Here is a 21,355-nt window from a genome sequence, read left to right as displayed (position 1 = left end):
AATGAAGACGCTTCTCACGAGCATCGCGCTTATCGCCGCCATTGGCTGTTCCTCCGCCGCATTCGCGGCCGAGGAGAGCCATGACCTCGCCACTAAGACCGAACATGCGGTTGCCGGCGGTCACTTCCCGGTTATCAAGCCCGAGGAGCAGAGCTGGTCCTTTGCCGGACCTTTCGGCAAATACGACAAGGGCCAGTTGCAGCGCGGTCTCAAGGTCTATAAGGAAGTCTGCTCCGCCTGCCATTCGATGAGCCTTGTTTCCTTCCGCACGCTGGGAGATCTCGGTTATTCTGAAGATCAGGTGAAGGCTTTCGCTGCCGAATACGAAGTGCAGGACGGCCCTAACGCCGATGGCGAAATGTATAGCCGCAAGGCCGTGCCTTCCGATCATTTCCCTTCGCCGTTCCCGAACCACGAGGCGGCAGCCGCCGCCAATGGCGGGGCCGCACCGCCTGATATGTCGCTGCTTGCCAAGGCGCGCGGTGTGGAGCGCGGGTTCCCGCAATTCATCATCGACATGATCCCGATCATCGGCGGTTACCAGGAAGGCGGCCCGGATTACATCCATGCGCTGCTGACCGGATATCAGGATGCGCCGGCCGGTGTTGAAGTGTCGGAAGGCACGCATTTCAACCCATATTTCGTCAGCGCCGTGGCGCTGAAGATGGCGCCGCCGATCAGTGCCGATCAGGTGACATACGACGACGGCGCGCCGCAGACCGTGGATCAATATTCCAAGGACGTGTCGGCATTCCTGATGTGGGCCGCGGAGCCGCATCTGGAACAGCGCAAGCGCACCGGTTTCATGGTCATGGTGTTCCTGTTCATCTTCACGGCGCTGATCTATCTCACCAAGAAATCGGTCTACGCCCGCAAGGAACATTGAGCCGGTTTCAAGCGGCTACAATCAACGGCCCCCACGGTCTTCCGTGGGGGCTTTTTTATGGCCTCTCCGACAGAGCTGTTGTCCGATCGCAGTTCGCGCGACTGAGGCCGTTGAGGTTCTGTAGCAACAGATCATGGCCGAAGGTCGCGGTCCTTTTTTGTTGGTCCGCCGCCATCAAATTGATAGGGTGGCCCGAACCTTCTGATCCATTCCCATATAAATGGAAATACCATGACCCTTATCGCTTCGGAGCTTTCCGCTGCCATCCGCTCCATTCCCGACTATCCGAAGCCGGGCATCATCTTTCGGGACATCACCACATTGCTTGGCAATCCCCGGGCTTTCCGGCGGGCGGTGGACGAGCTTGTGCAGCCCTATGCGGGAACGAAGATCGACAAGATCGCCGGCATGGAAGCGCGCGGCTTCATTCTGGGCGGGGCGGTGGCGCATCAGCTCTCGGCCGGTTTCGTGCCCATCCGCAAGAAGGGCAAGCTGCCGCACACCACGGTACGGGTTGCCTACAGCCTGGAATATGGCGTGGACGAAATGGAAATGCATGTGGACGCCGTGCAGCCCGGCGAGAAGGTCATTCTGGTCGACGATCTGATCGCGACCGGCGGCACTGCCGAAGGCGCGGTCAAGCTTTTGCGGCAGATGGGCGCGGATATCGTTTCCGCCTGCTTTGTTATCGATCTGCCCGATCTCGGTGGCCGCAAGAAACTCGAAGACCTCGGCGTCGAGGTGCGGACGCTGGTGGAATTTTCGGGACATTAAGGCGTACAGGGCGTTACCCCCCCTCTGCCCTGCCGGGCATCTCCCCCTCAAGGGGGGAGATCGATATGCGGCGAAGTTTCGCCCATCTCAGCCTTTGCGAATGAAGTGGTGGAAGAGCGTCTTGCCGATCTCCCCCCTTGAGGGGGAGATGCCCGGCAGGGCAGAGGGGGGTAACGCCCCGCACGCCTCAGAGCGTTTTCGCTTTTTTCGACTCGGGAAAACGCTCTGAGGCTGTCCGGGGCAATCGGCAGCAGTCATTTTGCCCCGGTGGGTTTATTCGAACTCCAGAACCCCGCTCTGGAAGGTCATCACGGTTTGGCCCGACTGGTTCACGCCCTCATTGAAGGTGGTGTTCAGCCAGATGCCTGCTCTTGATTCCAGCGGGCGGGCATCGAGCAGGGTGACGAAATAGGTCACATCATCACCGGCAAACACCGGCTTCTTCCATTTGAGCTCTTGAAACCCCGGAGAGGGGCCGAGCCGCGGTGGCTCGATGCCCTGCTGTTTCAGCCTTTTGACCTCTTTTGCCCAATGGGAGAGAAAACATTTCATCCAGCCCGCGCCGGTGTGCCAGCCGGAAGCGCAGAGCGCGCCGAAAACGCTGTCTCTGGCGGCTTCGGCATCGAGATGAAAGGGCTGTGGATCAAAATCGCGGGCGAAGCGAATGATGTCTTCGGCGGAAAAATGCAGCGTGTCGAGGGTGACGCGCTCGCCGATCGGGGATAATTCTGCCAGTCTCATGCTGCAAGGCCTCCGTTTGCCCGCATCAGGAACATTACGGTGTTTTCGCCCTGCGCGACCAGAATGCCGCGCTGATTGTAAAGCTCATGGCGGAATTTCACGAGGCCGATGCCAGCGCGCGACGCGGAAGGGCGCTGTTCCAGAACGATGGATTTTCCCGAAAGCGTGTCTCCGGCCAGAACCGGCTTTTTCCAGTCGACGTAATCGATGCCGGGGCTGCCCTGCGAGGTTGAATTGGCAATATAGCTGTCTGCCATCATCCGCATCAGCAGGCTGCAGGTGTGCCAGCCTGATGCCGCCAGCCCGCCGAGAATGCTCTGACGGCCGGCTTCTTCGGAAAGATGCATGGGTTGCGGATCGAATTCGCTGGCGAAAGCAATGATCTGCTCTGCGGAAATCGATTGCGGTCCGAGGGGGAATTCCCGCCCGACGGAAAAATCCTCATAGGTGTAAATCGCGACCGGCGTCATGGCGTCCTCCCTTCGCACAGTCAATGTCGGCGCATCTAAGATGATTTTTCCCTTTACGTAAAGGTCAAATCGAAGCCGGAAATGTGGGAATGGGAAGGTGATATGAAGAGAGTTAGCGCGTCTTGCTTCTTCTCCCCGCCGGGGAGAAGGTCGCGGCAGCGGGATGAGGGGGCGAGGGTCGAGAGGTACGGCAACGTTGCCCCCTCATCCGACCCTTCGGGCCATCTTCTCCCCGGCGGGGAGAAGAAACAAGCGGCAATGTCCGGGGTAATTCGGTTAGCGTTACATAACGAAACGGGCCGATCATCACCCCGCCCAAACCAGATCAGGTGTTGAAGCGGAAATGGATGACGTCGCCGTCCTGAACGACATATTCCTTGCCTTCGTCGCGTCCCTTGCCGGCTTCCTTGGCGCCAACTTCGCCCTTGTAGGCGATGTAGTCGTCAAAGCCGATGGTGAAGGCGCGGATGAAGCCGCGTTCGAAATCGGTGTGGATGACGCCGGCGGCGGCGGGGGCCTTGGTGCCACGCACGATCGTCCAGGCGCGCGTTTCCTTCGGGCCGACGGTGAAATAGGTGATGAGGTCGAGCAGGTGATAGCCGGCGCGGATCAGCCGATCGAGACCGGCCTCGTTAAGACCGAGGGCCGAGAGGAATTCCTCTGCTTCATCGGCCGGAAGCTGTGCAACTTCGGCTTCGATCGCCGCCGAGATGATCACGCATTCGGCGCCCTGCTGCTTTGCCATCGCTGCGACGGCCTCGGTGTGCTCGTTGCCGGACGATGCGTCGGCTTCCGAGACGTTGCAGACATAAAGCACCGGGTGCGACGTCAGAAGATTGAGGCTTTTGAGGATTTCGATCTCCTCGGCTGCCAGCGTCTTCAAAAGCAGGCGTGCCGGCTTTCCGTCGTTCAGCAGCGCGATGACGGCTTCCATGACGGGAAGCTGGGCGAGGGATTCCTTGTCCTTGCTGCTGGCGCGCTTGCGGGTCTGCTCGACGCGGCGTTCCAGGCTTTCGAGGTCGGCGAGCATCAGTTCGGTCTCGATTGTTTCGGCATCGCCGACCGGGTTGATGCGGCCTTCCACGTGGGTGATATCGTCGTCTTCAAAGCAGCGCAGTACGTGTACGACGGCATCGACTTCGCGAATATTGGCGAGGAACTTGTTGCCGAGACCTTCACCCTTCGATGCGCCACGCACCAGGCCGGCAATGTCCACGAAGGAGATGCGGGTCGGAATGATTTCCTTCGAACCGGCGATGGCCGCAAGCTGCTGCATACGCGGATCGGGCACCGCAACCTCGCCGGTGTTCGGCTCGATGGTGCAGAAAGGATAGTTGGCGGCCTGTGCGGCGGCCGTTTTCGTCAGCGCGTTGAAGAGGGTGGACTTGCCGACATTTGGCAATCCAACGATACCGCATTTGAAGCCCATGGCTTGAAACCTGTCCGTTTGAAAGAATTCGTTGAGGAGCCTTTTGCGGAAAGGGCAGGGCAAGGTCAAGCCCGCGGGCCGATTTGGGCTGGCAAAGCCCTGCGAAAGGTGACGATTTCCGGGCAGGCTTGCCGATAGCGCGGTTGCGGCGCAATATAAGCGGGTCCAAAGCGCGATCTTTCGCCATCCAGCGGGATTTTTCCCCTGAACCACGATGATGAACCACCATGACGAGCGACAATCATGAGTGACAGTCCTGTCGATCTCAAACCGAAACCGAAAGTCAAACCGAAGCTGGAGCGGCCGAAGCTCTACAAGGTCATGCTGCTGAATGACGACTATACGCCGCGCGAATTTGTCACCGTGGTGCTGAAGGCCGTCTTTCGCATGAGCGAGGAAACCGGCCACCGGGTGATGATGACGGCGCATCGCTTCGGCAGTGCGGTGGTTGTCGTCTGTGAGCGCGACATCGCCGAGACCAAGGCCAAGGAGGCGACCGATCTTGGCAAGGAGGCCGGTTTTCCGCTGATGTTCACCACCGAGCCGGAAGAGTAAACATTAGTCCTGCCGGATCTGAAAGCCGGTCTTGTTCTGCACAAAACTGCAACTTTCGTAAAAGGCATGAACTGCGGGGTCGTCGCGGCCCGTCAGCAGCATGACCTTGTAACAGTTTACGGCAAAGGCGGCCTCGATGGCATGGCGGACGACCATGCGGCCATATCCCCGGCCGCGAAGCGCTTCCAGCGTCACCACATTCTCGATGAGAGCATAGGGGCGGGCGGCGCGTGTCAGGTTTGGAACAATCAGAAGCGTGGCGGTCGCAACCGGCTGTCCGTCATGCATTGCCAAAAACACGGTCAGGCCGGGCTGGTTGAGCATGGCGGCGAAGGGCGCACCAGCCTCATGCATCGTCAATTCGGGGTCCGATGGATTGAGCGACTGGTAAAGCTCAAGCAGGCCAGGCAGATCGCCGGGACCGGCTTCGCGCAGGGCGATGGTCTCTGAAAGCATTCGAGCTAGTCCTTCTTACCGAACATTCGCTTCAGCATTTCAGCCATCGGTCCGGTTTCCGGCAGCTTTTTCGGCTGGGCGCTGTTGCGCGCCTGATGGATGTGGGACTGCCCGGCGGGTTTGGCCGCCTTTGCCGGCTTTTCTGCCTCCGGCTTGCTGCCCGTGGCAAGTGCCAGCTTGTTCATCAGCTGCGAATCCTCACCCTTCACCAGCATGGCGGCATTGTCGGCAATGGCGTCCAAAAGCGGATCGAGCCAGACCCGGTCGGCCTTGGCGAAATCGCCGAGCACGTGGCCGTGCACCCGCTCCTTGTCGCCGGGGTGGCCAATGCCGAGGCGCAGGCGACGGTATTCCTTGCCGCAATGGGCATCGAGCGATTTCAGGCCATTATGGCCGCCATGACCGCCGCCCGTCTTGATGCGCGTGCGGCCGGCGAGAAGATCGAGTTCGTCATGGATGGCGATGATGTCGCCCGGCGCCAGCTTGAAGAAGCGCATGGCCTCGCCGACGGACTCGCCGGAAAGGTTCATATAGGTGAGCGGCTTCATCAGCAGAACCTTCTCGCCGGCGATTTCACCTTCGGAAATCTCCGCCTTGAATTTCTTGGACCAGGGCGAAAAGGAGGGCAGGCGCTGCAGCGCGTCGACGGCCATGAAACCAATATTGTGGCGGTTTCCCGCATATTGTGCGCCGGGATTACCAAGTCCTGCGATGATCTTCATGGGGCATGTCCGCGTTTTACCTGATGCTGCTGTTGTCACCATCCCGAAATCCGCCGGCTGTCAATCTTTTTATGGATTTGCGGGATGTCGCTTCAGGGGCTGACGAGATTGTAGCGGTCGAATATCCGCTGCTGCGTTCCATCAGCGATCAGCCTGTCCAGCCGCGCCTGCAATTTTGCGATAAGCGCGTCGGGAACGCTTTTGTTGCAGGCTAGGCCCAGCTGTTGCCGTGTCAGGGTAATCACTTCCCTGAACGTGCCAACCGGCAGGCTTTTGAAGGTACTTTCCGACATGGGCATGAGGTCGATGCGCCCCGCTTTCAGCTTGTGAAGCGTGATCTGGAAATCGGCACCGACATCCACCTGCGGGAAGCCGAGCGTTTCCAGAAGGGTTTCGGTATAGTCGCCACGCTGGGTGCCGACGCGGTATTTCTTCGCGTCCTCAAGGCTGGAGACATTGATATCCGCTTTACGGCGCGCCACGAGAATGTTGCGATCGCTGTGAATAGGCGAGACCCATTTGAAGAGTTTTTCCCGCTCCGGCGTTCGCGCCGTGGCGAAGACGCAATACATGGTCTGTGTCGTGGCCAGGGCAATTGCCCGCGCCCAGGGCATGACAGCGACTTCATAACTGGTGCCGGTTTCCTCCAGCACGATCTTCAGCTGATCGAAATAAACGCCGTGCACGCTGCCGTCGGCGGCCTGCTGATTATACGGGGGATAGACTTCGGTTGTCAGGAAAAGCTTGGCCGCGCTGGCCGGCCATGGGGCGAACGGGAGTGCGAGAGCAAGAAAGATCAGACAAATGCGGATCAATCCCATGGCTCTTCCCACCGCCTCACGCTTGCCGTGCCGCGACGCGGCCAATATCGGATATTGTGTCCAATGTCTTGATCAGCCGTTCGACGGGCTGTGGCCTTGCGAAAAAATAACCCTGTCCGTAGTCAGCGCCTATTTCCGTCAGAAGTTCCTTCTGCTCTTCCGTCTCGACGCCCTCGGCGATGACGGTGCAGTTCATCTTGTGCGAGATGGCCGCTATGCCTTCGACCAGCATGCGGTTGCGCTGCCTGATTTCCACTGCGTCGTCGCAGATGGAGCGGGTGAAGGACTGGTCGATCTTGACGATATCGACCGGAAAACGGCTGAGATAGCTGAGCGAGGAATAACCCGTGCCGAAATCATCCAGCGCGATGCGGCAGCCCAGCTGGTGAATGGCGTTGAGGATCGCCCGGATTTGCGGGTCGTCCTTCATGATGACGGCCTCGGTTATCTCGATGACCAGTCGCCTGGGAAGAATGCCGTGCCGATGCAGAACGCCGGCGATCCGCGTCGGCAAGCCCGGTTCGAATTGCAGCGGTGAAAAATTCACTGCCACATAGGTCTGTTCCAGGCCCGGCAGACGCGACAGCCTGGCAAGATTGGCGATCGACTGATCGAGAATGACATTGCCGATGCGATGGATGGTGCCGTTTTCTTCCGCAAGGCTGATGATGGCGGCGGGGGAGAGCAGACCCTTTTCCGGGTGGTTGAGACGCAGCAAGGCCTCGAAGCCCGCCGTTCCGCCGGTTGCGAGGTCTTGAATTGGCTGGAAATGCGCCTCGAACCAGTCTTCGGAAAGCGCCTGTGCGATATCCCGCTCCAGTTCCGCATGTTCGCGCGCCCGGTCCATGATCGAACTGTCGAAGATCTGCGAGCCGTTCTTGCCCGTTCTTTTGCGGCTATACATGGCCATGTCGGCATTTTGCAGAAGCTCGGCGGCGCTGGTGGCGTGCAGAGGATAAACCGCCATGCCGATGCTGGCGCTGAGGCGGATGCTGTTGCTGCCGATCTCAAAAGGCGTATCCAGTATGGCGCAAATCCGCTCGCAGAACTGCAAGGCGCGCTCTTCTACCGTGTCGCCGGCAAGCAGGATGGCGAATTCATCGCCGCCCAGACGCGACGCGCTGTCCAGCGGTGTCAGCAGGGGTTCGAGTTTCAGCGTGAATTCACGCAGAACCGCGTCGCCCACCGCATGGCCGAGATTGTCGTTAATGGCCTTGAACCGGTCCAGATCGATGAACAGGCAGGCCAGCTCGCTAGCGTTCCTGTCCGCTTCACGGATTTGCAGGTCGAGGATCGACTCAAAACCCTGACGGTTGAAGAGGCCGGTCAAATGGTCGGAAATGGCCTGCTGGCGGTTGCGTTTTTCCGACTGGCGCAATTCGGTCACGTCAGTCATGACGCAGAGGCATGTGCTCTGCTGTGCCGCGTCGCCGGAATCGAGGGCTTTTTCGAGGATGAGCGCATCCATGACGCTGCCACCCATGCAATGAAAGCGGATGGTGATGCCGACATGCGAAGCCTCGGGCGACTGTTGCGTCGCCTTGCGTTCCTGGAACAGGGAACGGTCATCCGGGTGGATAAGATCGGCGAAGTTGAGGCCGAGTATCCTGGCGCGGTCATAACCCGTCGCCTGCACCCAATAATCGCTGACTGCGGCAATCCGATCGTGCCTGTCGAGCGAGAACAGCATGGCGGGCGTCCGGTTGTAGATTTCCGTCTTGCGCTCATGGGCGTTCTTGATCTCCAGCTCTTCCTTTTCAAGCTGGGTCTGCATTTCGTTGAAGCTTTTCGCCAGCCGGCCGATCTCATCCTTTGAGCGCCAGTCGACATGGTGGCGGGAGCCGAGACGCCGTGTCGCCTCTATCGCTGCCGCAAGCCGCATCAGCGGGCGGATGACCATGAAGCGGTTGCCGGCAATGGCCGCCAGAACGATGGTCAAGATGGCCAGAACGAAAATCGTGATGAACGCCATCTCGGTGCGGCTGAGAGAGGTGAGAAGGCTGACATTGTCGTAATAGACCGTCAGTTCACCGACAGTGACCGTGCCCTTCGTCGTCTTGTAGGTTACCTCGCGCGTCGTCGAGGCGGCATCCTGAATAATGTCGCTACCAGCCGTCTGCACGATATCGAGCTGGCCGGACGTATCCTTGACCTCGACCATCTTGATCATCGGGTCGGAAACAAGGGTTCCGGTAATCTGATTTATGGTGTCGTCGTCCATATCCCAAAGGGGACGGGCGAGCGCCTGCGAATTTGTCGACAGCAGAATCTCAAGGTGATTGCGCTGGCTACGGATGGCCTCGTTGTAGGAGAGCGTCAGCAAAAGCGTAAAGAGCGGAGCGACCACTGTAAGAAGTGCGCCGGAAACAATCGCGATAAAGCGGCTTTCGACGGAATGAGCCATGTTAGATTGCAGCTACCCTTTGCCCCAGAATTTTTGCGCGCCGTTTTCGTCCGTCCGGAGTTTCCACAACGGCGCAAGGGTATCGTTTCATGGAAGTGTTAATCGACGCTAAAACAGGGTGGGCATCCCGCATGGTCCGCAGGTTTTCTGTCTTTAAAGTTCATAAAAACTAAAAGGCCCGTTCCGAAAACGGAACGGGCCTCAATGCGCAAAGCTATTCGGCCTTGCGGCCACCGATTATTCTTCGGAAGCTTCTTCGGTCGTTTCTTCTGCAACGCCTGCGGCCGGAGCGACGATCGTTGCGATCGTGAAGTCACGGTCGGCGATCACAGGCGAGATGTTCTTCGGCAGCTTCACATTCGAAATGTGGACGCTGTCGCCGATCTTCAGACCAGACAGATCAACCGTGATGAATTCCGGTATGTCGTTGGCCGGGCAGTGGAATTCCACCGTGTGGCGAACGATGTTCAGAACGCCGCCGATCTTGATGTCCGACTTTTCTTCGTTTTCGAAGTGAACCGGAACTTCAACGTTGACGAGCGTGTTGCCCGAAACGCGCAGGAAGTCGACGTGCATGGTGAAGTCGCGGACCGGATCAAGCTGGTAATCCTTCGGGAGAACCTTGATCTTCTTGCCGTCGACGTCGATGATCGCAACCGTCGTCATGAAACCGCCGGCGTGGATACGCTTGGTGACTTCGTTTGTCGACAGGGCGATGGAAATGGGGGCCTGCTTGTCACCATAGATGACAGCGGGAATCAAACCGTTGCGGCGAAGTTCACGAGAGGACCCCTTACCAACTCGTTCGCGCGCCTCGGCCTTGAGCTCATACGATTCTTTGCTCATGGCAATTCCTTTCGAGGTTATATGGAGAGTTCACGCCGACAGTGCGGCCTGAACTGGAGAGGCCATAAAGCCATCCCGCCCGCGTTGCCTCCAAGGGTGTCTACACGGGTGCGGGCGCTATAATACAAAAGGGCCATAAAGACAAGAGCAGCCGGTTTTTCACGGGCATCTAGTCAGGATTTTATTAGTTACAACTAATTCACTCGTTTGTTGCAACTTTTAATATGTGCTTATCCATGCATATAAACTCGCTGAAAACCTGGCAAATGATAAAGCTGCACAAAATTCCAATTGTGTAGATAACAATGCTGACAGTTCTCCAGTGCCTCGCCATCGATCATGACTTCCGATACACCGCCGCAGCGGTCTTCGTCTGCATGCTGGGAAGCTTCGTGACGATACGTCTTTTTTCGAGGGCGCGTCTGGCGACCGGGCTCCAGAAGGTCAATTGGCTGTTTCTGGCGGGCGTGAATGGCGGTGCTGCAATATGGACCACCCATTTTGTGGCGATGCTGGGTTATTCTGCGGCAGGCGAGGTGGGTTACGATCCCTATCTGACGGGACTTTCGCTTCTTATCGCCATTACCACGACGACCGCCGGCTTCGGCATTTCCGCCTATGCCGGACGCAGCGTGCTGGTGGAAGCCGGTGGCGTCATCCTGGGTCTTGGTATTGCGGCGATGCACTACACCGGCATGGCTGCTTATAATGTACAGGGCATGATTTTCTGGAACCAGGCTTATGTCATCGCCTCGCTGGTGCTGGGGGCGGTGCTGGGGGCGATTGCGGTCAACAGAGTGGCGCGGCCGCTTAACCGGTTCTGCCAATATAGTGCGGTGACGTTTCTGATCCTGGCCATCGCCTCGATGCATTATACCGGCATGGCCTCGATGTCCTTCGCGTTTGATCCTCGCGTCGTCATTCCCGAGAATCTGCTGCCGCCGGCCATCATGGGCGGAGGAGCCATCGCGGTCACGCTTCTGCTGCTGGCGCTCGGTCTTTCCACTTATGTCATCGATGCCCAGTCCACCCAGCAGGCGGTTGCCCGCTATCGTCATCTTTCGCTGCACGATCCGCTGACGGGCATTCCCAATCGCGCGGCCTTCATCGAACATCTCAACCGCCGCACACGCCATCTCTCCCTGGGCGCGCATACCGCACTTCTGTCCATCGATCTCGATCGCTTCAAGGAAATCAACGACGTGCACGGTCACGCCGCGGGCGACGCGGTGCTGCGCGCCATTGCCGACCGGGCGAGTTCCGTGCTGAAGGCCGGGGAGTTTCTGGCGCGCATGGGTGGCGATGAATTCGTGGCGATGACCCATTCCTATTATACCCGCGCCGATGGTGCGGAATTCGCCCAGAGACTGATCGAGCAGATCAGCAAGCCGGTCGAGTGGAATGGGCAGACATTTTCCGTGGGCGCAAGTGTGGGTATATCCGTCCGCAACAGCGGCGCCATTGACGCCGATACGCTGATGGCGCAGGCCGATGTCGCCATGTATCGGGCAAAAAGCGGTAGTTCGGATACGATCTGCTTCTACGACAAATCCATGGACGAGGCCGCCCGCGAGCGCAACGCGCTTGCCATTGCCATGCGCAGTGGTCTCGCCAATAAGGAGTTCGAGCTTTACTACCAGCAGCAGAACGATACCAAAAGCGGCAGCATTGTCGGTTTCGAGGCGCTCTTACGCTGGAAACATCCCGAGCGGGGCATGATCTCTCCCGCCGAGTTCATTCCGATTGCCGAACAGACCGGCTTTATCGTCGAACTCGGCGAATGGGTCCTGCGGGAAGCCTGCGTGCAGGCGGCGCTGTGGAAGAAATCGCTTGCCATCGCCGTGAACGTCGCGCCGCAGCAGCTCGCGGACAATGATTTCCCTGAAAAGGTGGAGAGGATCATCCTGGAGACGGGACTTGCGCCGGAAAGGCTCGAGCTGGAAATCACCGAAGGCAGCATCATCGCCGACCATCGCCACGCGCTTGTCACGATCCGCAAACTCAAGGCGCTCGGCGTCAAGATCGCCATGGACGATTACGGCACGGGCTATTCTTCGCTATCGACCCTGCAGAGTTTCCCTTTCGACAAGATCAAGATCGACCGTGCTTTCATCGACGGCCTGGCGACCAATGTGCAGTCGGAGGCGATTGTCCGCTCGACGCTCATTCTGGCGCATAGTCTCAATATTCCGGTGCTGGCGGAAGGGGTGGAGACCAAGGCCCATATCGAATTCCTGCGCCGTGAAGGCTGCCTGCAGGTGCAGGGCTTCTTTTTCGGCAAGCCCGGTCCGCTGAACTCCATCGCCAATCTCGTCGATGACACGTTTCTTTCGGTTGAGGAGGAAACCGACGTGAGTGACGGCCGGCGTTACTTCAAGACGGCTCGATAGGCTGGCCGCAGCCCGCGGTTGCGCCCGGCCTTGCCGGTCGCAAAGTTTTTAGTTGAAACATGAACGCTTCCAGCGCACCATCGCCGAAAAGCTTTGGGAGGAGCGTATGCCGACCGACATCGCCCATGCAGAACGCGTGTATGAAACAGCGCGCCACCGTTCCGCAGCCGCAAGTTCTCCGATTGTCGCTTCATGGCGCCGCTGCATGGTCAAGCATCGTCTTGCGCCGGAGGAAAACCGCAAACCGATCTTTCTCAGCGAGTTCGAATTTCGCCGCGCCCGCGAAAGTGCTGCCGGCCTGATCGCCGAAAGCACCGACGAACTCGATCGCATCTTTCACAGCGTCGGCAAATCCGGCTGCTGCCTGCTTTTGACCGATGCGCAGGGCGTTGCGCTGGAACGGCGGGGTGCTGCCAGCGACGACCGGGATTTCCGCGCGCTCGGTCTCTGGTCCGGCGCCGTCTGGAGCGAAGCGAGCGTCGGTACGAACGGCATCGGCACGGCGCTTGTCGACGAGCGCTCGGTGGTGGTCTATCGCGACCAGCATTTCTTTACGTCGAACACCGAACTCTGCTGCACCACCGCGCCGATCCGCGATCACACCGGCCGGGTGACGGGTGCGCTCGATATTTCCACCTGCCGTGACGACATCAACGAAATGACCTTCTCCTTCGTCACCCAGGCGGTGAGGGATGCGGCGCAGCGCATCGAGGGCAATCTTTTCCGCCGTGCCTTTCCCGGCGCACGCATCGTCGTTGTGCCGACCGGTTTCGGTGCGGCGCTTTCGCTGCTGGCGGTGGATCAGGACGATCTCGTTCTCGGTGCGACACGTGCCGCCCGTCTTGCGCTGAAGCTCGACGACCATGCCATCGCGCAGGGTTTGCCCGCTGCCGATATTCTGCAGGAAGAGCGTCATGACAGCGGTTCCGACCTTGCGGAAGCGGAGCGTTCGGCACTGCGGCGGGTTCTGTCACGCACTAATGGCAATGTCACGCAGGCCGCATCCCTGCTCGGCATCAGCCGCGCCACACTGCATCGCAAGATGAAGAAGCTTGCCGTGCATTGAGGCTGTTTAAGCTGTCCTGCGGCGGGTCTGTCGCAGATGTGAGACAATGTGCGCTGCGGAACCGCGCTGCCCCTCTACCCGACCGTACTATCTAGGCCCACCTTCCTCTCATGCGGTCCGTCGCGGATCGTTTTCATCAGGGAGGATGAAATCATGAATATTCAGGTTCAGCAGAAAGCCGGCGAAGCGCCCTTCAAGCTGAAATACGGCAATTACATCGGCGGCAAATGGGTGGAGCCGAAATCCGGCCGCTACATGGACAATCTTTCCCCCGTCACTGGTCACAAGATCTGCGAAGTTCCGCGTTCAGATGCATCAGATATCGAATTTGCGCTGGATGCCGCCCACAAGGCCCGCGACAAATGGGGCAAGACGAGCATAACCGAGCGTTCCAATATCCTGCTCAAGATCGCCCAGCGCATCGAGGAAAATCTCGACCTCATCGCCCGGGCCGAAACCTGGGATAACGGCAAGCCGCTGCGCGAGACCACCAATGCGGATATTCCGCTGGCCATCGACCATTTCCGTTATTTTGCGGGCTGCATCCGTGCGCAGGAAGGCACGATCGGCCAAATCGACAACGACACCGTCGCCTATCATTTCCATGAGCCGCTTGGTGTTGTCGGCCAGATCATTCCGTGGAACTTCCCGATCCTCATGGCCGCCTGGAAGCTTGCACCCGCGCTTGCCGCCGGCAATTGCGTGGTGCTGAAACCGGCGGAACAGACACCTGCTTCCATTCTGGTGGTGATGGAACTGATCGAAGATCTGCTGCCGCCCGGCGTCCTCAACATCGTCAACGGCACGGGCCTCGAAGCCGGCAAGCCACTGGCGCAGAGCAACCGCATCGCCAAGATCGCCTTTACCGGTTCCACCTCGGTCGGCAAGGAAATCATGCGTTATGCGGCCGACAACGTCACCAACATCACGCTGGAACTGGGCGGCAAGTCGCCGAACATCTTCTTTGCCGATGTGATGAACGAGGACGATGCCTTCCTTGACAAGGCGCTCGAAGGTTTTGCCTTCTTCGCGCTCAACCAGGGGGAGGTCTGCACCTGCCCGTCGCGTGCGCTGGTGCATGAATCGATCTATGACCGCTTCATGGAAAAGGCCATCAAGCGCGTTCAGGCCATCAGCCAGGACGATCCGCTCAATCCGTCGACCATGCTGGGCGCACAGGCCTCGCAGGAACAGTTCGACAAGATCATGAGCTATCTTGAAATCGGCAAGAAGGAAGGCGCCAAGGTGCTGACCGGCGGCGACCGCAAGACGCTGACCGGCGACCTCAAGGACGGCTATTATATCCAGCCGACAGTCTTTGAGGGCAATAACAAGATGCGCGTCTTCCAGGAGGAAATCTTCGGCCCTGTCGTTTCCGTCACCACCTTCAAGACAGTGGAAGAGGCGCTCGAAATCGCCAATGACACGGTTTACGGACTGGGTGCCGGCGTCTGGAGCCGTGACACCAATATCGCCTATCGGGCTGGTCGCGGCATCGAGGCGGGTCGTGTGTGGACCAATTGCTACCACGTCTATCCGGCGGGTGCGGCATTCGGCGGCTACAAGCAGTCGGGCATCGGTCGCGAGACCCACAAGATGATGCTCGATCACTACCAGCAGACCAAGAACCTGCTCGTTTCCTATAGCCCGAACAAGGTCGGTTTCTTCTGAGCTCCTCCCCGGAAGCCGGCAAGGGTCATCGTGATCTCCCGTCGCCGGCGCGTTCCCAGGGGCTTTGGCCCCTGGGAGCCCGGTACAAATAAAAAGGCCGGAGGTTTTGCCTCCGGCCTTTTTCGTTGCGGCTTATGCCGCGTAACGCTGGTCCCGCTGTTGGCTATGGCCGACGGAGAATTGCCCTACCTGTTCGGTCAGGCCATCCGCCTCGTTTGCCAGCGAGAAGGCCGCTGCCGTGGTTTCCTCCACCATGGCCGCATTCTGCTGCGTCACATGATCGAGTTCATTGACCGAGGCATTGATCTCGCCAAGGCGGCCGGATTGTTCGCGCGATGCGGTGGCAATCGCGCCGATCTGGTCGTTGACCGACTGGATGCGTTTCTGGATCTGCTCGAGGCTTTCGCCGGTCTTCAGCACCAGCGCCACACCGCTTTCCACATCGCCTGCCGAGGTGGCGATCAGTGTGGTGATGTCGCGGGCGGCGGCTGCCGATTTCTGGGCGAGCTCGCGAACTTCCTGCGCCACGACGGCAAAGCCCTTTCCGGCTTCACCGGCACGCGCCGCTTCCACGCCGGCATTCAGCGCCAAAAGGTTGGTCTGGAAGGCGATCTGGTCGATGACATCGATGATCTGGCGGATCTTGGACGAAGAGGTCTCGATACGCTCCATGGCGACGATCGCTTCTTTCACGACAGCCGTGGATTTATGGGCGTCCTGCATGGTTTCCGCCGTCGTACCGACTGCGACATCGCAGCGTGAAAGCGAAACATTGACGGCCTGCGTCATGTCGCCGAGAGCCGCTGCGGCTTCTTCAAGGGCGGCCGCCTGACGTTCCGTGCGCCGCGACAGATCTTCCGATGCGCTTTTCAGCTCGCCGGAGCCGGAGCGGATGGCATTGGCGCTTTCGCCGATATTGGAGATTGTCGTTTCCAGCCCCGCCATCGAGTTGTTGAAGTCGATGCGCAGATGATCGAGCGAAGGTACGAAGGATTTTTCAATACGCAGATCGAGCCTGCCGGCTGCAAGATGGGCAAGGCCGGAGGCAAGCGCATCGACCGCCTCTTCCAGTTCCTTGGCGCTTCTCGCCTTTTCCATTTCCCGCTGGGCGCGTTCCTCGTCCAGTTCCTCGCTCTTGCGATGGGACTCGGCTTCCATGTTCTGCTTGTCCAGAATGCCCTGACGGAAGGATTCCAGCGCGCGCGCCATGGTGCCGATCTCGTCGCCACGGGAAACCGCCTTGATTTCGATGTTGTTTTCACCGCCATTCAGGCGTTCCATCAGCCCGGCAAGGCCGGTCAGCGGCTTGGTGAGGCTGGCGGACACGAAGATACCGACAAGTGTCATGACAGCGAGCACCGCCAGTGTCGCCAGCGTCGCCCAGAAGGCCAGATCATTGGCGGCGGCGAGAACCTTGCTTTCCTGCTGGCCGATTGCCAGAAGATGCTTCTGTCCGAAGACGGAGACCGGGCGATAGGCATAGAAGATGTTGCCCGCAGGCGTATGCGCCATTACCGTTCCCGCATCGCTGGTGCCGGAGAGGGCCGCGAGGCTTTCGGAAACGGCGGCGTCTGCGCCGCCCGAAAGCACGCCTGCCCGGCGTTTGCCATCTGCAGTCAAGAGAACGGCGTCATCGATGGACTTGCCGGTTTCCTCCGGCGTGACCACCGCACCGATGCGGTCGGCTGAAATGCGCATGATGACGGCGCCCTTGCGCTGCAACTGGCCCCAGTTGGAGACCGCGAGCGGCATGCCGACCATGGCCGAATCATTCGCTCCGCCGGTAAATCCGGTCGTGCTGACTATACCGTCCTTGCCGGCTTCCACGCGGTCGAACAATTCCTTAATCGCGCTGTTCTCCGGGTCCGTGACATTGGTCAGGAAGTTCTTGCCCTTGGTGACGGAATAGATAATCAGCCCGGTCTTGTCGATCACATAGATATCGCTGACCCGGGTGTTGCGCCAGACGCTGGCGATGGTCGCGTTGATTGTCGCGTGGCGAATGGCATAGAGCAACCGCAATCCTTCGCCGTTGAAGGAGGCGCGCTCCTCCTCGGAGACACCTTCGCGGCGGAAAGCCTGGATGATCGCATCCTTTTCCGTCGGCACGACATTGGTCATGGTTTCCAGCGCCTGGGCGATCGCGGCATTTTGCGACAGTTCGGAAATGCTCTGTTCAACCCGCAGGGTATAGGCATCAAGCTGCTTGGACTGGTTTCCTGCAACCGTCTCCAGCCTTATTTTGCTGGCGTCGATCAGGCCCGACTTGCCCATCTCATAGGACAGCAGCCCCACGGACAGGCAGGAAACCAGCGTTGCGCCCGTGACGAGCGCCGCAAATTTAGCCTTGATTGACAATGATTTAGCTCTGACAGCAGTCGGATTTGCACCCGGCATCTGTTTCCTCCCCCAAAAAAACGTTGCCGCAGCGTCGCAACAATTGTTTACGGCCACGTTAAAGGGCTGAAATTTGTATGATTATTTCCCGCATACCGCGAAAAAATCGCTGACCTGCAGCGGTGTCGGGCCCGTAATAAAACTGCAACAGAACGGGCGCATACCGTGCAAAGTTCAACGGTCGTTCATGTTCATGCAAGCTTTTCGCGCTCCATCTCCTGCCACTATCGATGATGTTTGCGGAACCCGCGCAGACGGATGTGACGGAGCCACCTTGCGATCGACGCCGGATTTCGCCGTTATCGTGCCCATGCACAATGAAGAAGCGAGTGTGGAAACGCTCGTGGCGGAGATCGTGGCTGCGTGCCAGCCGGTCGGCCAGTTCGAGATCGTCGTGGTGGATGACGCCTCCTCCGACCGCACGGCGGATGCCGTTCTTGCGCTCGGCGATCGTTATCCCATGCTGCGGCTGGTGCGGCACAACCGTCAGGGCGGGCAATCGGCGGCGATCCATAGTGGTGTACAGGCGGCGCGCGCGCCTGTTATCTGCATGCTTGACGGCGATGGCCAGAACCCGCCGGACAATCTGCCTGCACTTCTCGCGCCGCTTCTTTCCGCCAATGCCGCCGGCCGTCTCGGGCTCGTCGCCGGCCAACGCGTTGGCCGACGCGATACGCTTGGAAAACGGCTTTCTTCCCGCTTCGCCAATGGGCTTCGGGCACGGATATTGAAGGACGGAACGCGCGACACCGGCTGCGGCCTCAAGGCCTTCCGCCGCGACGCCTACCTCGCCTTGCCCTATTTCGATCACCATCACCGCTATTTCCCGGCGCTGTTTAACCGCGACGGCTGGCAGGTCGCCCATGTCGATGTGACGCACCGTGCGCGGCAGCATGGCAATTCCCACTACACCAATATCGGCCGCGCGCTTGTCGGCATTCACGATCTGATCGGCGTTGCCTGGCTGTTGCGCCGGCGCAAGCGGGCAAGCTGGGCCGAAACTTTCAAAACGGAGACATCGCCGTGAATACACCGGCCTTATGGTCCATGCTGCATGTGAACAGCTGGGAGGAATTTCTCTGGGTCATGACCGGCTTCATGGGCCAGATGCTGTTCACCATGCGTTTTCTGGTTCAGTGGATTTCGTCGGAACGGGCCAACCGTTCGGTCATCCCGGTGGCCTTCTGGTATTTTTCCGTTCTCGGCGGCCTTGTGCTGTTGTCCTATGCGGTTTGGCGTCGCGACCCGGTCTTCATCATCGGACAGGCGTCCGGCCTGTTCATCTATGCCCGAAATCTCTGGTTGATCCATGCAGAACGCCGCCAGCATGCATGACGGAGCAGCGGCTTTGCCCTATGCGCAGGCGAGCCAGCAGCGCCAATGGATGACGCTGGCGCTTACGGCCATCGTGCTTGTGACGGCGCTGCGCGTCCTCGGTCTTGCCTTCAATCGAACCGATCTGTTCGTTGATGAGGCGCAATATTGGCTGTGGGGCCGGGAGATGGCTCTCGGCGCTTATTCCAAACCGCCGCTGATCGGCTGGCTCATCCGCGCCTTCAGCATTCTGGGCGGCGGCGAGGGCACTTTTCAGGTGCGGCTGGCCGCACCCGTGGTGCATGGCATCGCTGCGGCGGCCATCCTTGTTCTCGGGCGGATGATCTACGATGTCAGGCTGGCTTCGCTCGCCGCCGTCGTCTATCTGACGCTGCCCGCCGTGACGCTCGGCAGCCTGCTGATCTCGACCGATACGCCGATGATGCTGTTTATCGTGCTGTCGATGATTTCGGTGCGCAAATTGGCGCAGGCCCGCGGTGAGGGCAGGGCGGCGGTGGGCTGGAGCGTTGCGTTCGGTCTCTGTTTCGGCCTCGGCCTGATGTCGAAATATGCGATGATCTATTTCCTGCCCTGCTTCATCGCGGCTGGCTGGCTTTGCATGGGCTGGCGCATCCGGCTGCGGGACGCAGGCGTTGCCGCCCTTGTTTGCGTCGCGGTCATCGCTCCCAATCTGTGGTGGAATGCGGCGCATGATTTCATGACCGCGCGCCATACGGCTGACAATGCCAACTGGCATGGCGTTCAGCTGAAAATCGGTCCGGCGCTTGAGTTTTTCTTCTCGCAGGCGGGTGTTGTCGGGCCGTTCGTCTTTGTCGCCATGATTGTAGCGACATTGCGCGCCAAGAATGCCGAAACCCGGGCGCTGGTCGCTCTTTCGGTGCCGATCGTGCTGTTGATCACGGCGCAGGGGTTGATGTCGCGGGCGCTGGCCAACTGGGCCGTCGGGGCTTATGCGGCGGGTGTGCTTCTGGCGGTGCCGGTACTGGCATCCCGACGCTGGCTGACGGTTTCCACCCTCGTGCTTGGTGGTATTGTCGCCGTCGTGCTGCCCGTCATGACAATTACCGGGACGGAACTGCGCCTGCCGAGCGGTGAACTGGCGATGAAGCGTTATCTCGGCCGGTCGGAATTGGTGTCTACCGGTTTTACGCGGGCGAAGGAAACGGGGGCGGATGCCATTGTCGCTTCCGATCGCTCCATATTGGCCGAGCTTTTTTATCAGTTGCGGGACGAAAAACAGGTGCTGACGCGCGCATTGCCGGAAACCGGCGTGCCTTCCAGCCACTACGCGCTTCTTTATCCGCTGAAAGCCGGTGAGGCGAAAAATCCCCTGTTCCTGGCAAGCATGGATGGTCTGCCGGCCTGCCTGGCCGGCGAAGCGCCGGTTGTGCGCTGGACCGCCGGGCCGGGCTTCCTCGAAGGCAGGGAAATCGGGCTATGGCGCCTGCCGCCACAATGCATTCCGGGAGGCGCCAATGGACAATGATCTTTCGCATATGCGGATCACGATCTGGGTAATGTTCGTCACCCTGGCGCTTGTCATCCTGTTTGCGACCTTTCCCTCTATCGATCTTGGGGTTTCTTCCCTGTTTTTTTCTCCCGAGGGGCGTTTGTGGTCTGGCCGCGAACCGCTTCCCGAGTGGTTTCGCGATACATTGCGCGAGCTGACGGAACTCGCCACCATTTTGGCCTTCATCGTCTTTATCGGCAACATCCGGCTTGGTTCCGTGCAGCGTACCGGTTGGCGCGTATGGGCGTTCCTCTGCGGGCCGGTTGTTTTGTGTGCCGGGCTTCTGGTCAACGGCGTGCTGAAAGCCAATGTTGGTCGTGCCCGGCCATTCAGCGTCAGCGATTTCGGCGGGCAGCAGCTTTTCACACCGCCCTTTCAGTTCAGCACGCAGTGTTTTTCGAACTGTTCGTTTTCGTCGGGGGAAACGGCACTGATCGCCAGCTTTTTCCTGCCGCTCTGCGCGCTTGTCTGGCCCCGCCTGAAATGGCGCGGTCGTGTTGTGATGGGCAGCTTCGCCGCCGGTGCAGTCATCTTCATGTCCGGTCTTCGTATCGCGGCCGGCGGGCATTTCCTCAGCGATGTGGTGATGTCAGTCCTGTTTTCAGCACTGACGACGCTGTTTCTCTACCGGGCGCTGGCAATCGGTCGCCATCGACATCTGTTTACGAGTGATGCCGTTACGGCCGATACCGTCAGCCTGTGGCGCAATGGCAGCCATGCCGTGCGTGTGCGGGCCAGGCGCTGGTGGCCGAAAATCAAGGCCGCCGCCACACGCCTGCAGCGTCCGCCGGATGCGGGCGCTGCATCGTCTTGAGGTATGCAGAATGATTCTTGCGATTGCGCTTTAACGCGTCAATGGTTTCCGTGAGGCGAAAGGCAGCG

19 protein-coding genes are annotated in these 21,355 nt (G+C 59.5%); 10 read left to right on the top strand and 9 right to left on the bottom strand.

Features of this window, described 5'->3' with window-relative positions; genetic code table 11:
• The first annotated feature begins 1 nt into the window (after position 1).
• A complete protein-coding gene (locus CFBP6623_RS10180; protein ID WP_046797951.1) occupies positions 2-886 on the top strand; it encodes a cytochrome c1 in 885 nt (294 codons plus the stop codon).
• A 231-nt stretch (positions 887-1,117) separates the two neighbouring features.
• Positions 1,118-1,660, top strand: a complete 543-nt coding sequence (locus tag CFBP6623_RS10175) for an adenine phosphoribosyltransferase (protein ID WP_046797952.1) — start codon at positions 1,118-1,120, stop codon at positions 1,658-1,660.
• 273 nt (positions 1,661-1,933) lie between these two features.
• On the opposite strand, the gene CFBP6623_RS10170 is transcribed toward CFBP6623_RS10175, so the two are convergent.
• The 3 genes from CFBP6623_RS10170 to ychF form a co-directional block, all read right to left on the bottom strand.
• Entirely contained in the window at positions 1,934-2,401 is a 468-nt protein-coding gene (locus tag CFBP6623_RS10170) for a MaoC family dehydratase (RefSeq protein WP_046797953.1), read from the bottom strand.
• Positions 2,398-2,871, bottom strand: a complete 474-nt coding sequence (locus CFBP6623_RS10165) for a MaoC family dehydratase (RefSeq protein WP_046797954.1) — start codon at positions 2,869-2,871, stop codon at positions 2,398-2,400. Before CFBP6623_RS10165 ends, CFBP6623_RS10170 begins: the two co-directional genes overlap by 4 nt.
• Before the next feature lie 325 nt (positions 2,872-3,196).
• Positions 3,197-4,300 carry a redox-regulated ATPase YchF gene (ychF, locus tag CFBP6623_RS10160; RefSeq protein WP_046797955.1) on the bottom strand — a complete coding sequence of 368 codons (1,104 nt, stop codon included), beginning with the start codon at positions 4,298-4,300 and terminating at the stop codon, positions 3,197-3,199.
• 243 nt (positions 4,301-4,543) lie between these two features.
• On the opposite strand from ychF, the gene clpS reads away from it, so the two are divergent.
• Positions 4,544-4,855 carry an ATP-dependent Clp protease adapter ClpS gene (gene clpS / locus CFBP6623_RS10155; RefSeq protein WP_046797956.1) on the top strand — a complete coding sequence of 104 codons (312 nt, stop codon included), beginning with the start codon at positions 4,544-4,546 and terminating at the stop codon, positions 4,853-4,855.
• Positions 4,856-4,858: 3 nt separating this feature from the next.
• Here clpS and CFBP6623_RS10150 read toward each other — a convergent pair whose 3' ends face one another.
• The 5 genes from CFBP6623_RS10150 to CFBP6623_RS10130 all read right to left on the bottom strand — a co-directional run bounded on the left by CFBP6623_RS10150 (position 4,859) and on the right by CFBP6623_RS10130 (position 10,104).
• Positions 4,859-5,311 carry a GNAT family N-acetyltransferase gene (locus CFBP6623_RS10150; protein WP_046797957.1) on the bottom strand — a complete coding sequence of 151 codons (453 nt, stop codon included), beginning with the start codon at positions 5,309-5,311 and terminating at the stop codon, positions 4,859-4,861.
• 5 nt (positions 5,312-5,316) lie between these two features.
• Positions 5,317-6,033, bottom strand: coding sequence for an aminoacyl-tRNA hydrolase (gene pth, locus CFBP6623_RS10145; protein WP_046797958.1), 717 nt, complete (start codon positions 6,031-6,033; stop codon positions 5,317-5,319).
• A gap of 92 nt (positions 6,034-6,125) precedes the next feature.
• Complete coding sequence (locus CFBP6623_RS10140) at positions 6,126-6,854, bottom strand: substrate-binding periplasmic protein (RefSeq protein WP_046797959.1); 729 nt, start codon at positions 6,852-6,854, stop codon at positions 6,126-6,128.
• Positions 6,855-6,870: 16 nt separating this feature from the next.
• Positions 6,871-9,258 (bottom strand): EAL domain-containing protein, encoded by a 2,388-nt coding sequence (locus CFBP6623_RS10135; RefSeq protein WP_046797960.1) that lies wholly within the window; start codon positions 9,256-9,258, stop codon positions 6,871-6,873.
• 237 nt (positions 9,259-9,495) lie between these two features.
• The gene (locus CFBP6623_RS10130) at positions 9,496-10,104 is read right to left on the bottom strand and encodes a 50S ribosomal protein L25/general stress protein Ctc (protein WP_046797961.1); all 609 of its coding nucleotides are present in this window, start codon (positions 10,102-10,104) and stop codon (positions 9,496-9,498) included.
• A 305-nt stretch (positions 10,105-10,409) separates the two neighbouring features.
• Here CFBP6623_RS10130 and CFBP6623_RS10125 point away from each other — a divergent pair, with 305 nt between their 5' ends.
• The 3 genes from CFBP6623_RS10125 to adh all read left to right on the top strand — a co-directional run bounded on the left by CFBP6623_RS10125 (position 10,410) and on the right by adh (position 15,231).
• Complete coding sequence (locus tag CFBP6623_RS10125; RefSeq protein WP_046797962.1) at positions 10,410-12,494, top strand: putative bifunctional diguanylate cyclase/phosphodiesterase; 2,085 nt, start codon at positions 10,410-10,412, stop codon at positions 12,492-12,494.
• A gap of 106 nt (positions 12,495-12,600) precedes the next feature.
• Positions 12,601-13,560: a helix-turn-helix domain-containing protein gene (locus tag CFBP6623_RS10120; RefSeq protein WP_046798415.1), complete on the top strand. Its 960-nt coding sequence runs from the start codon at positions 12,601-12,603 to the stop codon at positions 13,558-13,560.
• Between the two features lie 153 nt (positions 13,561-13,713).
• Positions 13,714-15,231 (top strand): aldehyde dehydrogenase, encoded by a 1,518-nt coding sequence (gene adh / locus CFBP6623_RS10115; RefSeq protein WP_046797963.1) that lies wholly within the window; start codon positions 13,714-13,716, stop codon positions 15,229-15,231.
• Positions 15,232-15,363: 132 nt separating this feature from the next.
• On the opposite strand, the gene CFBP6623_RS10110 is transcribed toward adh, so the two are convergent.
• Positions 15,364-17,628: a methyl-accepting chemotaxis protein gene (locus CFBP6623_RS10110; RefSeq protein ID WP_046797964.1), complete on the bottom strand. Its 2,265-nt coding sequence runs from the start codon at positions 17,626-17,628 to the stop codon at positions 15,364-15,366.
• 187 nt (positions 17,629-17,815) lie between these two features.
• Between CFBP6623_RS10110 and CFBP6623_RS10105 the strand changes: the two genes are divergently transcribed.
• The 4 genes from CFBP6623_RS10105 to CFBP6623_RS10090 are packed head-to-tail and all read left to right on the top strand — an operon-like array spanning position 17,816 to position 21,287.
• Positions 17,816-18,655 (top strand): glycosyltransferase family 2 protein, encoded by an 840-nt coding sequence (locus tag CFBP6623_RS10105; protein ID WP_046797965.1) that lies wholly within the window; start codon positions 17,816-17,818, stop codon positions 18,653-18,655.
• 20 nt (positions 18,656-18,675) lie between these two features.
• On the top strand, positions 18,676-18,963 hold the full coding sequence (locus CFBP6623_RS10100) for a lipid-A-disaccharide synthase N-terminal domain-containing protein (protein ID WP_046797966.1): 288 nt from the start codon (positions 18,676-18,678) through the stop codon (positions 18,961-18,963).
• Positions 18,956-20,449 (top strand): ArnT family glycosyltransferase, encoded by a 1,494-nt coding sequence (locus CFBP6623_RS10095; protein WP_080842536.1) that lies wholly within the window; start codon positions 18,956-18,958, stop codon positions 20,447-20,449. Before CFBP6623_RS10100 ends, CFBP6623_RS10095 begins: the two co-directional genes overlap by 8 nt.
• Positions 20,439-21,287, top strand: coding sequence for a phosphatase PAP2 family protein (locus CFBP6623_RS10090; protein WP_046797968.1), 849 nt, complete (start codon positions 20,439-20,441; stop codon positions 21,285-21,287). The genes CFBP6623_RS10095 and CFBP6623_RS10090 overlap by 11 nt, the downstream gene beginning before the upstream one ends.
• Positions 21,288-21,355 lie beyond the last annotated feature (68 nt).

This window comes from Agrobacterium tumefaciens (assembly GCF_005221385.1).
GTDB classification, from domain to species: Bacteria; Pseudomonadota; Alphaproteobacteria; order Rhizobiales; family Rhizobiaceae; genus Agrobacterium; species Agrobacterium tomkonis.
The sequence above is the reverse complement of the archived record's forward strand: the minus strand, read 5'-3'. Positions and strand labels throughout refer to the sequence as shown.

Bases quoted from the DNA above. Each gene is read 5' to 3' on its own strand.
- CFBP6623_RS10180 (WP_046797951.1), top strand. From the start codon at position 2: ATGAAGACGCTTCTCACGAGCATCGCGCTTATCGCCGCCATTGGCTGT.
- CFBP6623_RS10175 (WP_046797952.1), top strand. From the start codon at position 1,118: ATGACCCTTATCGCTTCGGAGCTTTCCGCTGCCATCCGCTCCATTCCC.
- CFBP6623_RS10170 (WP_046797953.1), bottom strand. From the start codon at position 2,401: ATGAGACTGGCAGAATTATCCCCGATCGGCGAGCGCGTCACCCTCGAC.
- CFBP6623_RS10165 (WP_046797954.1), bottom strand. From the start codon at position 2,871: ATGACGCCGGTCGCGATTTACACCTATGAGGATTTTTCCGTCGGGCGG.
- ychF (WP_046797955.1), bottom strand. From the start codon at position 4,300: ATGGGCTTCAAATGCGGTATCGTTGGATTGCCAAATGTCGGCAAGTCC.
- clpS (WP_046797956.1), top strand. From the start codon at position 4,544: ATGAGTGACAGTCCTGTCGATCTCAAACCGAAACCGAAAGTCAAACCG.
- CFBP6623_RS10150 (WP_046797957.1), bottom strand. From the start codon at position 5,311: ATGCTTTCAGAGACCATCGCCCTGCGCGAAGCCGGTCCCGGCGATCTG.
- pth (WP_046797958.1), bottom strand. From the start codon at position 6,033: ATGAAGATCATCGCAGGACTTGGTAATCCCGGCGCACAATATGCGGGA.
- CFBP6623_RS10140 (WP_046797959.1), bottom strand. From the start codon at position 6,854: ATGGGATTGATCCGCATTTGTCTGATCTTTCTTGCTCTCGCACTCCCG.
- CFBP6623_RS10135 (WP_046797960.1), bottom strand. From the start codon at position 9,258: ATGGCTCATTCCGTCGAAAGCCGCTTTATCGCGATTGTTTCCGGCGCA.
- CFBP6623_RS10130 (WP_046797961.1), bottom strand. From the start codon at position 10,104: ATGAGCAAAGAATCGTATGAGCTCAAGGCCGAGGCGCGCGAACGAGTT.
- CFBP6623_RS10125 (WP_046797962.1), top strand. From the start codon at position 10,410: ATGCTGACAGTTCTCCAGTGCCTCGCCATCGATCATGACTTCCGATAC.
- CFBP6623_RS10120 (WP_046798415.1), top strand. From the start codon at position 12,601: ATGCCGACCGACATCGCCCATGCAGAACGCGTGTATGAAACAGCGCGC.
- adh (WP_046797963.1), top strand. From the start codon at position 13,714: ATGAATATTCAGGTTCAGCAGAAAGCCGGCGAAGCGCCCTTCAAGCTG.
- CFBP6623_RS10110 (WP_046797964.1), bottom strand. From the start codon at position 17,628: ATGCCGGGTGCAAATCCGACTGCTGTCAGAGCTAAATCATTGTCAATC.
- CFBP6623_RS10105 (WP_046797965.1), top strand. From the start codon at position 17,816: ATGTTCATGCAAGCTTTTCGCGCTCCATCTCCTGCCACTATCGATGAT.
- CFBP6623_RS10100 (WP_046797966.1), top strand. From the start codon at position 18,676: ATGCTGCATGTGAACAGCTGGGAGGAATTTCTCTGGGTCATGACCGGC.
- CFBP6623_RS10095 (WP_080842536.1), top strand. From the start codon at position 18,956: ATGCATGACGGAGCAGCGGCTTTGCCCTATGCGCAGGCGAGCCAGCAG.
- CFBP6623_RS10090 (WP_046797968.1), top strand. From the start codon at position 20,439: ATGGACAATGATCTTTCGCATATGCGGATCACGATCTGGGTAATGTTC.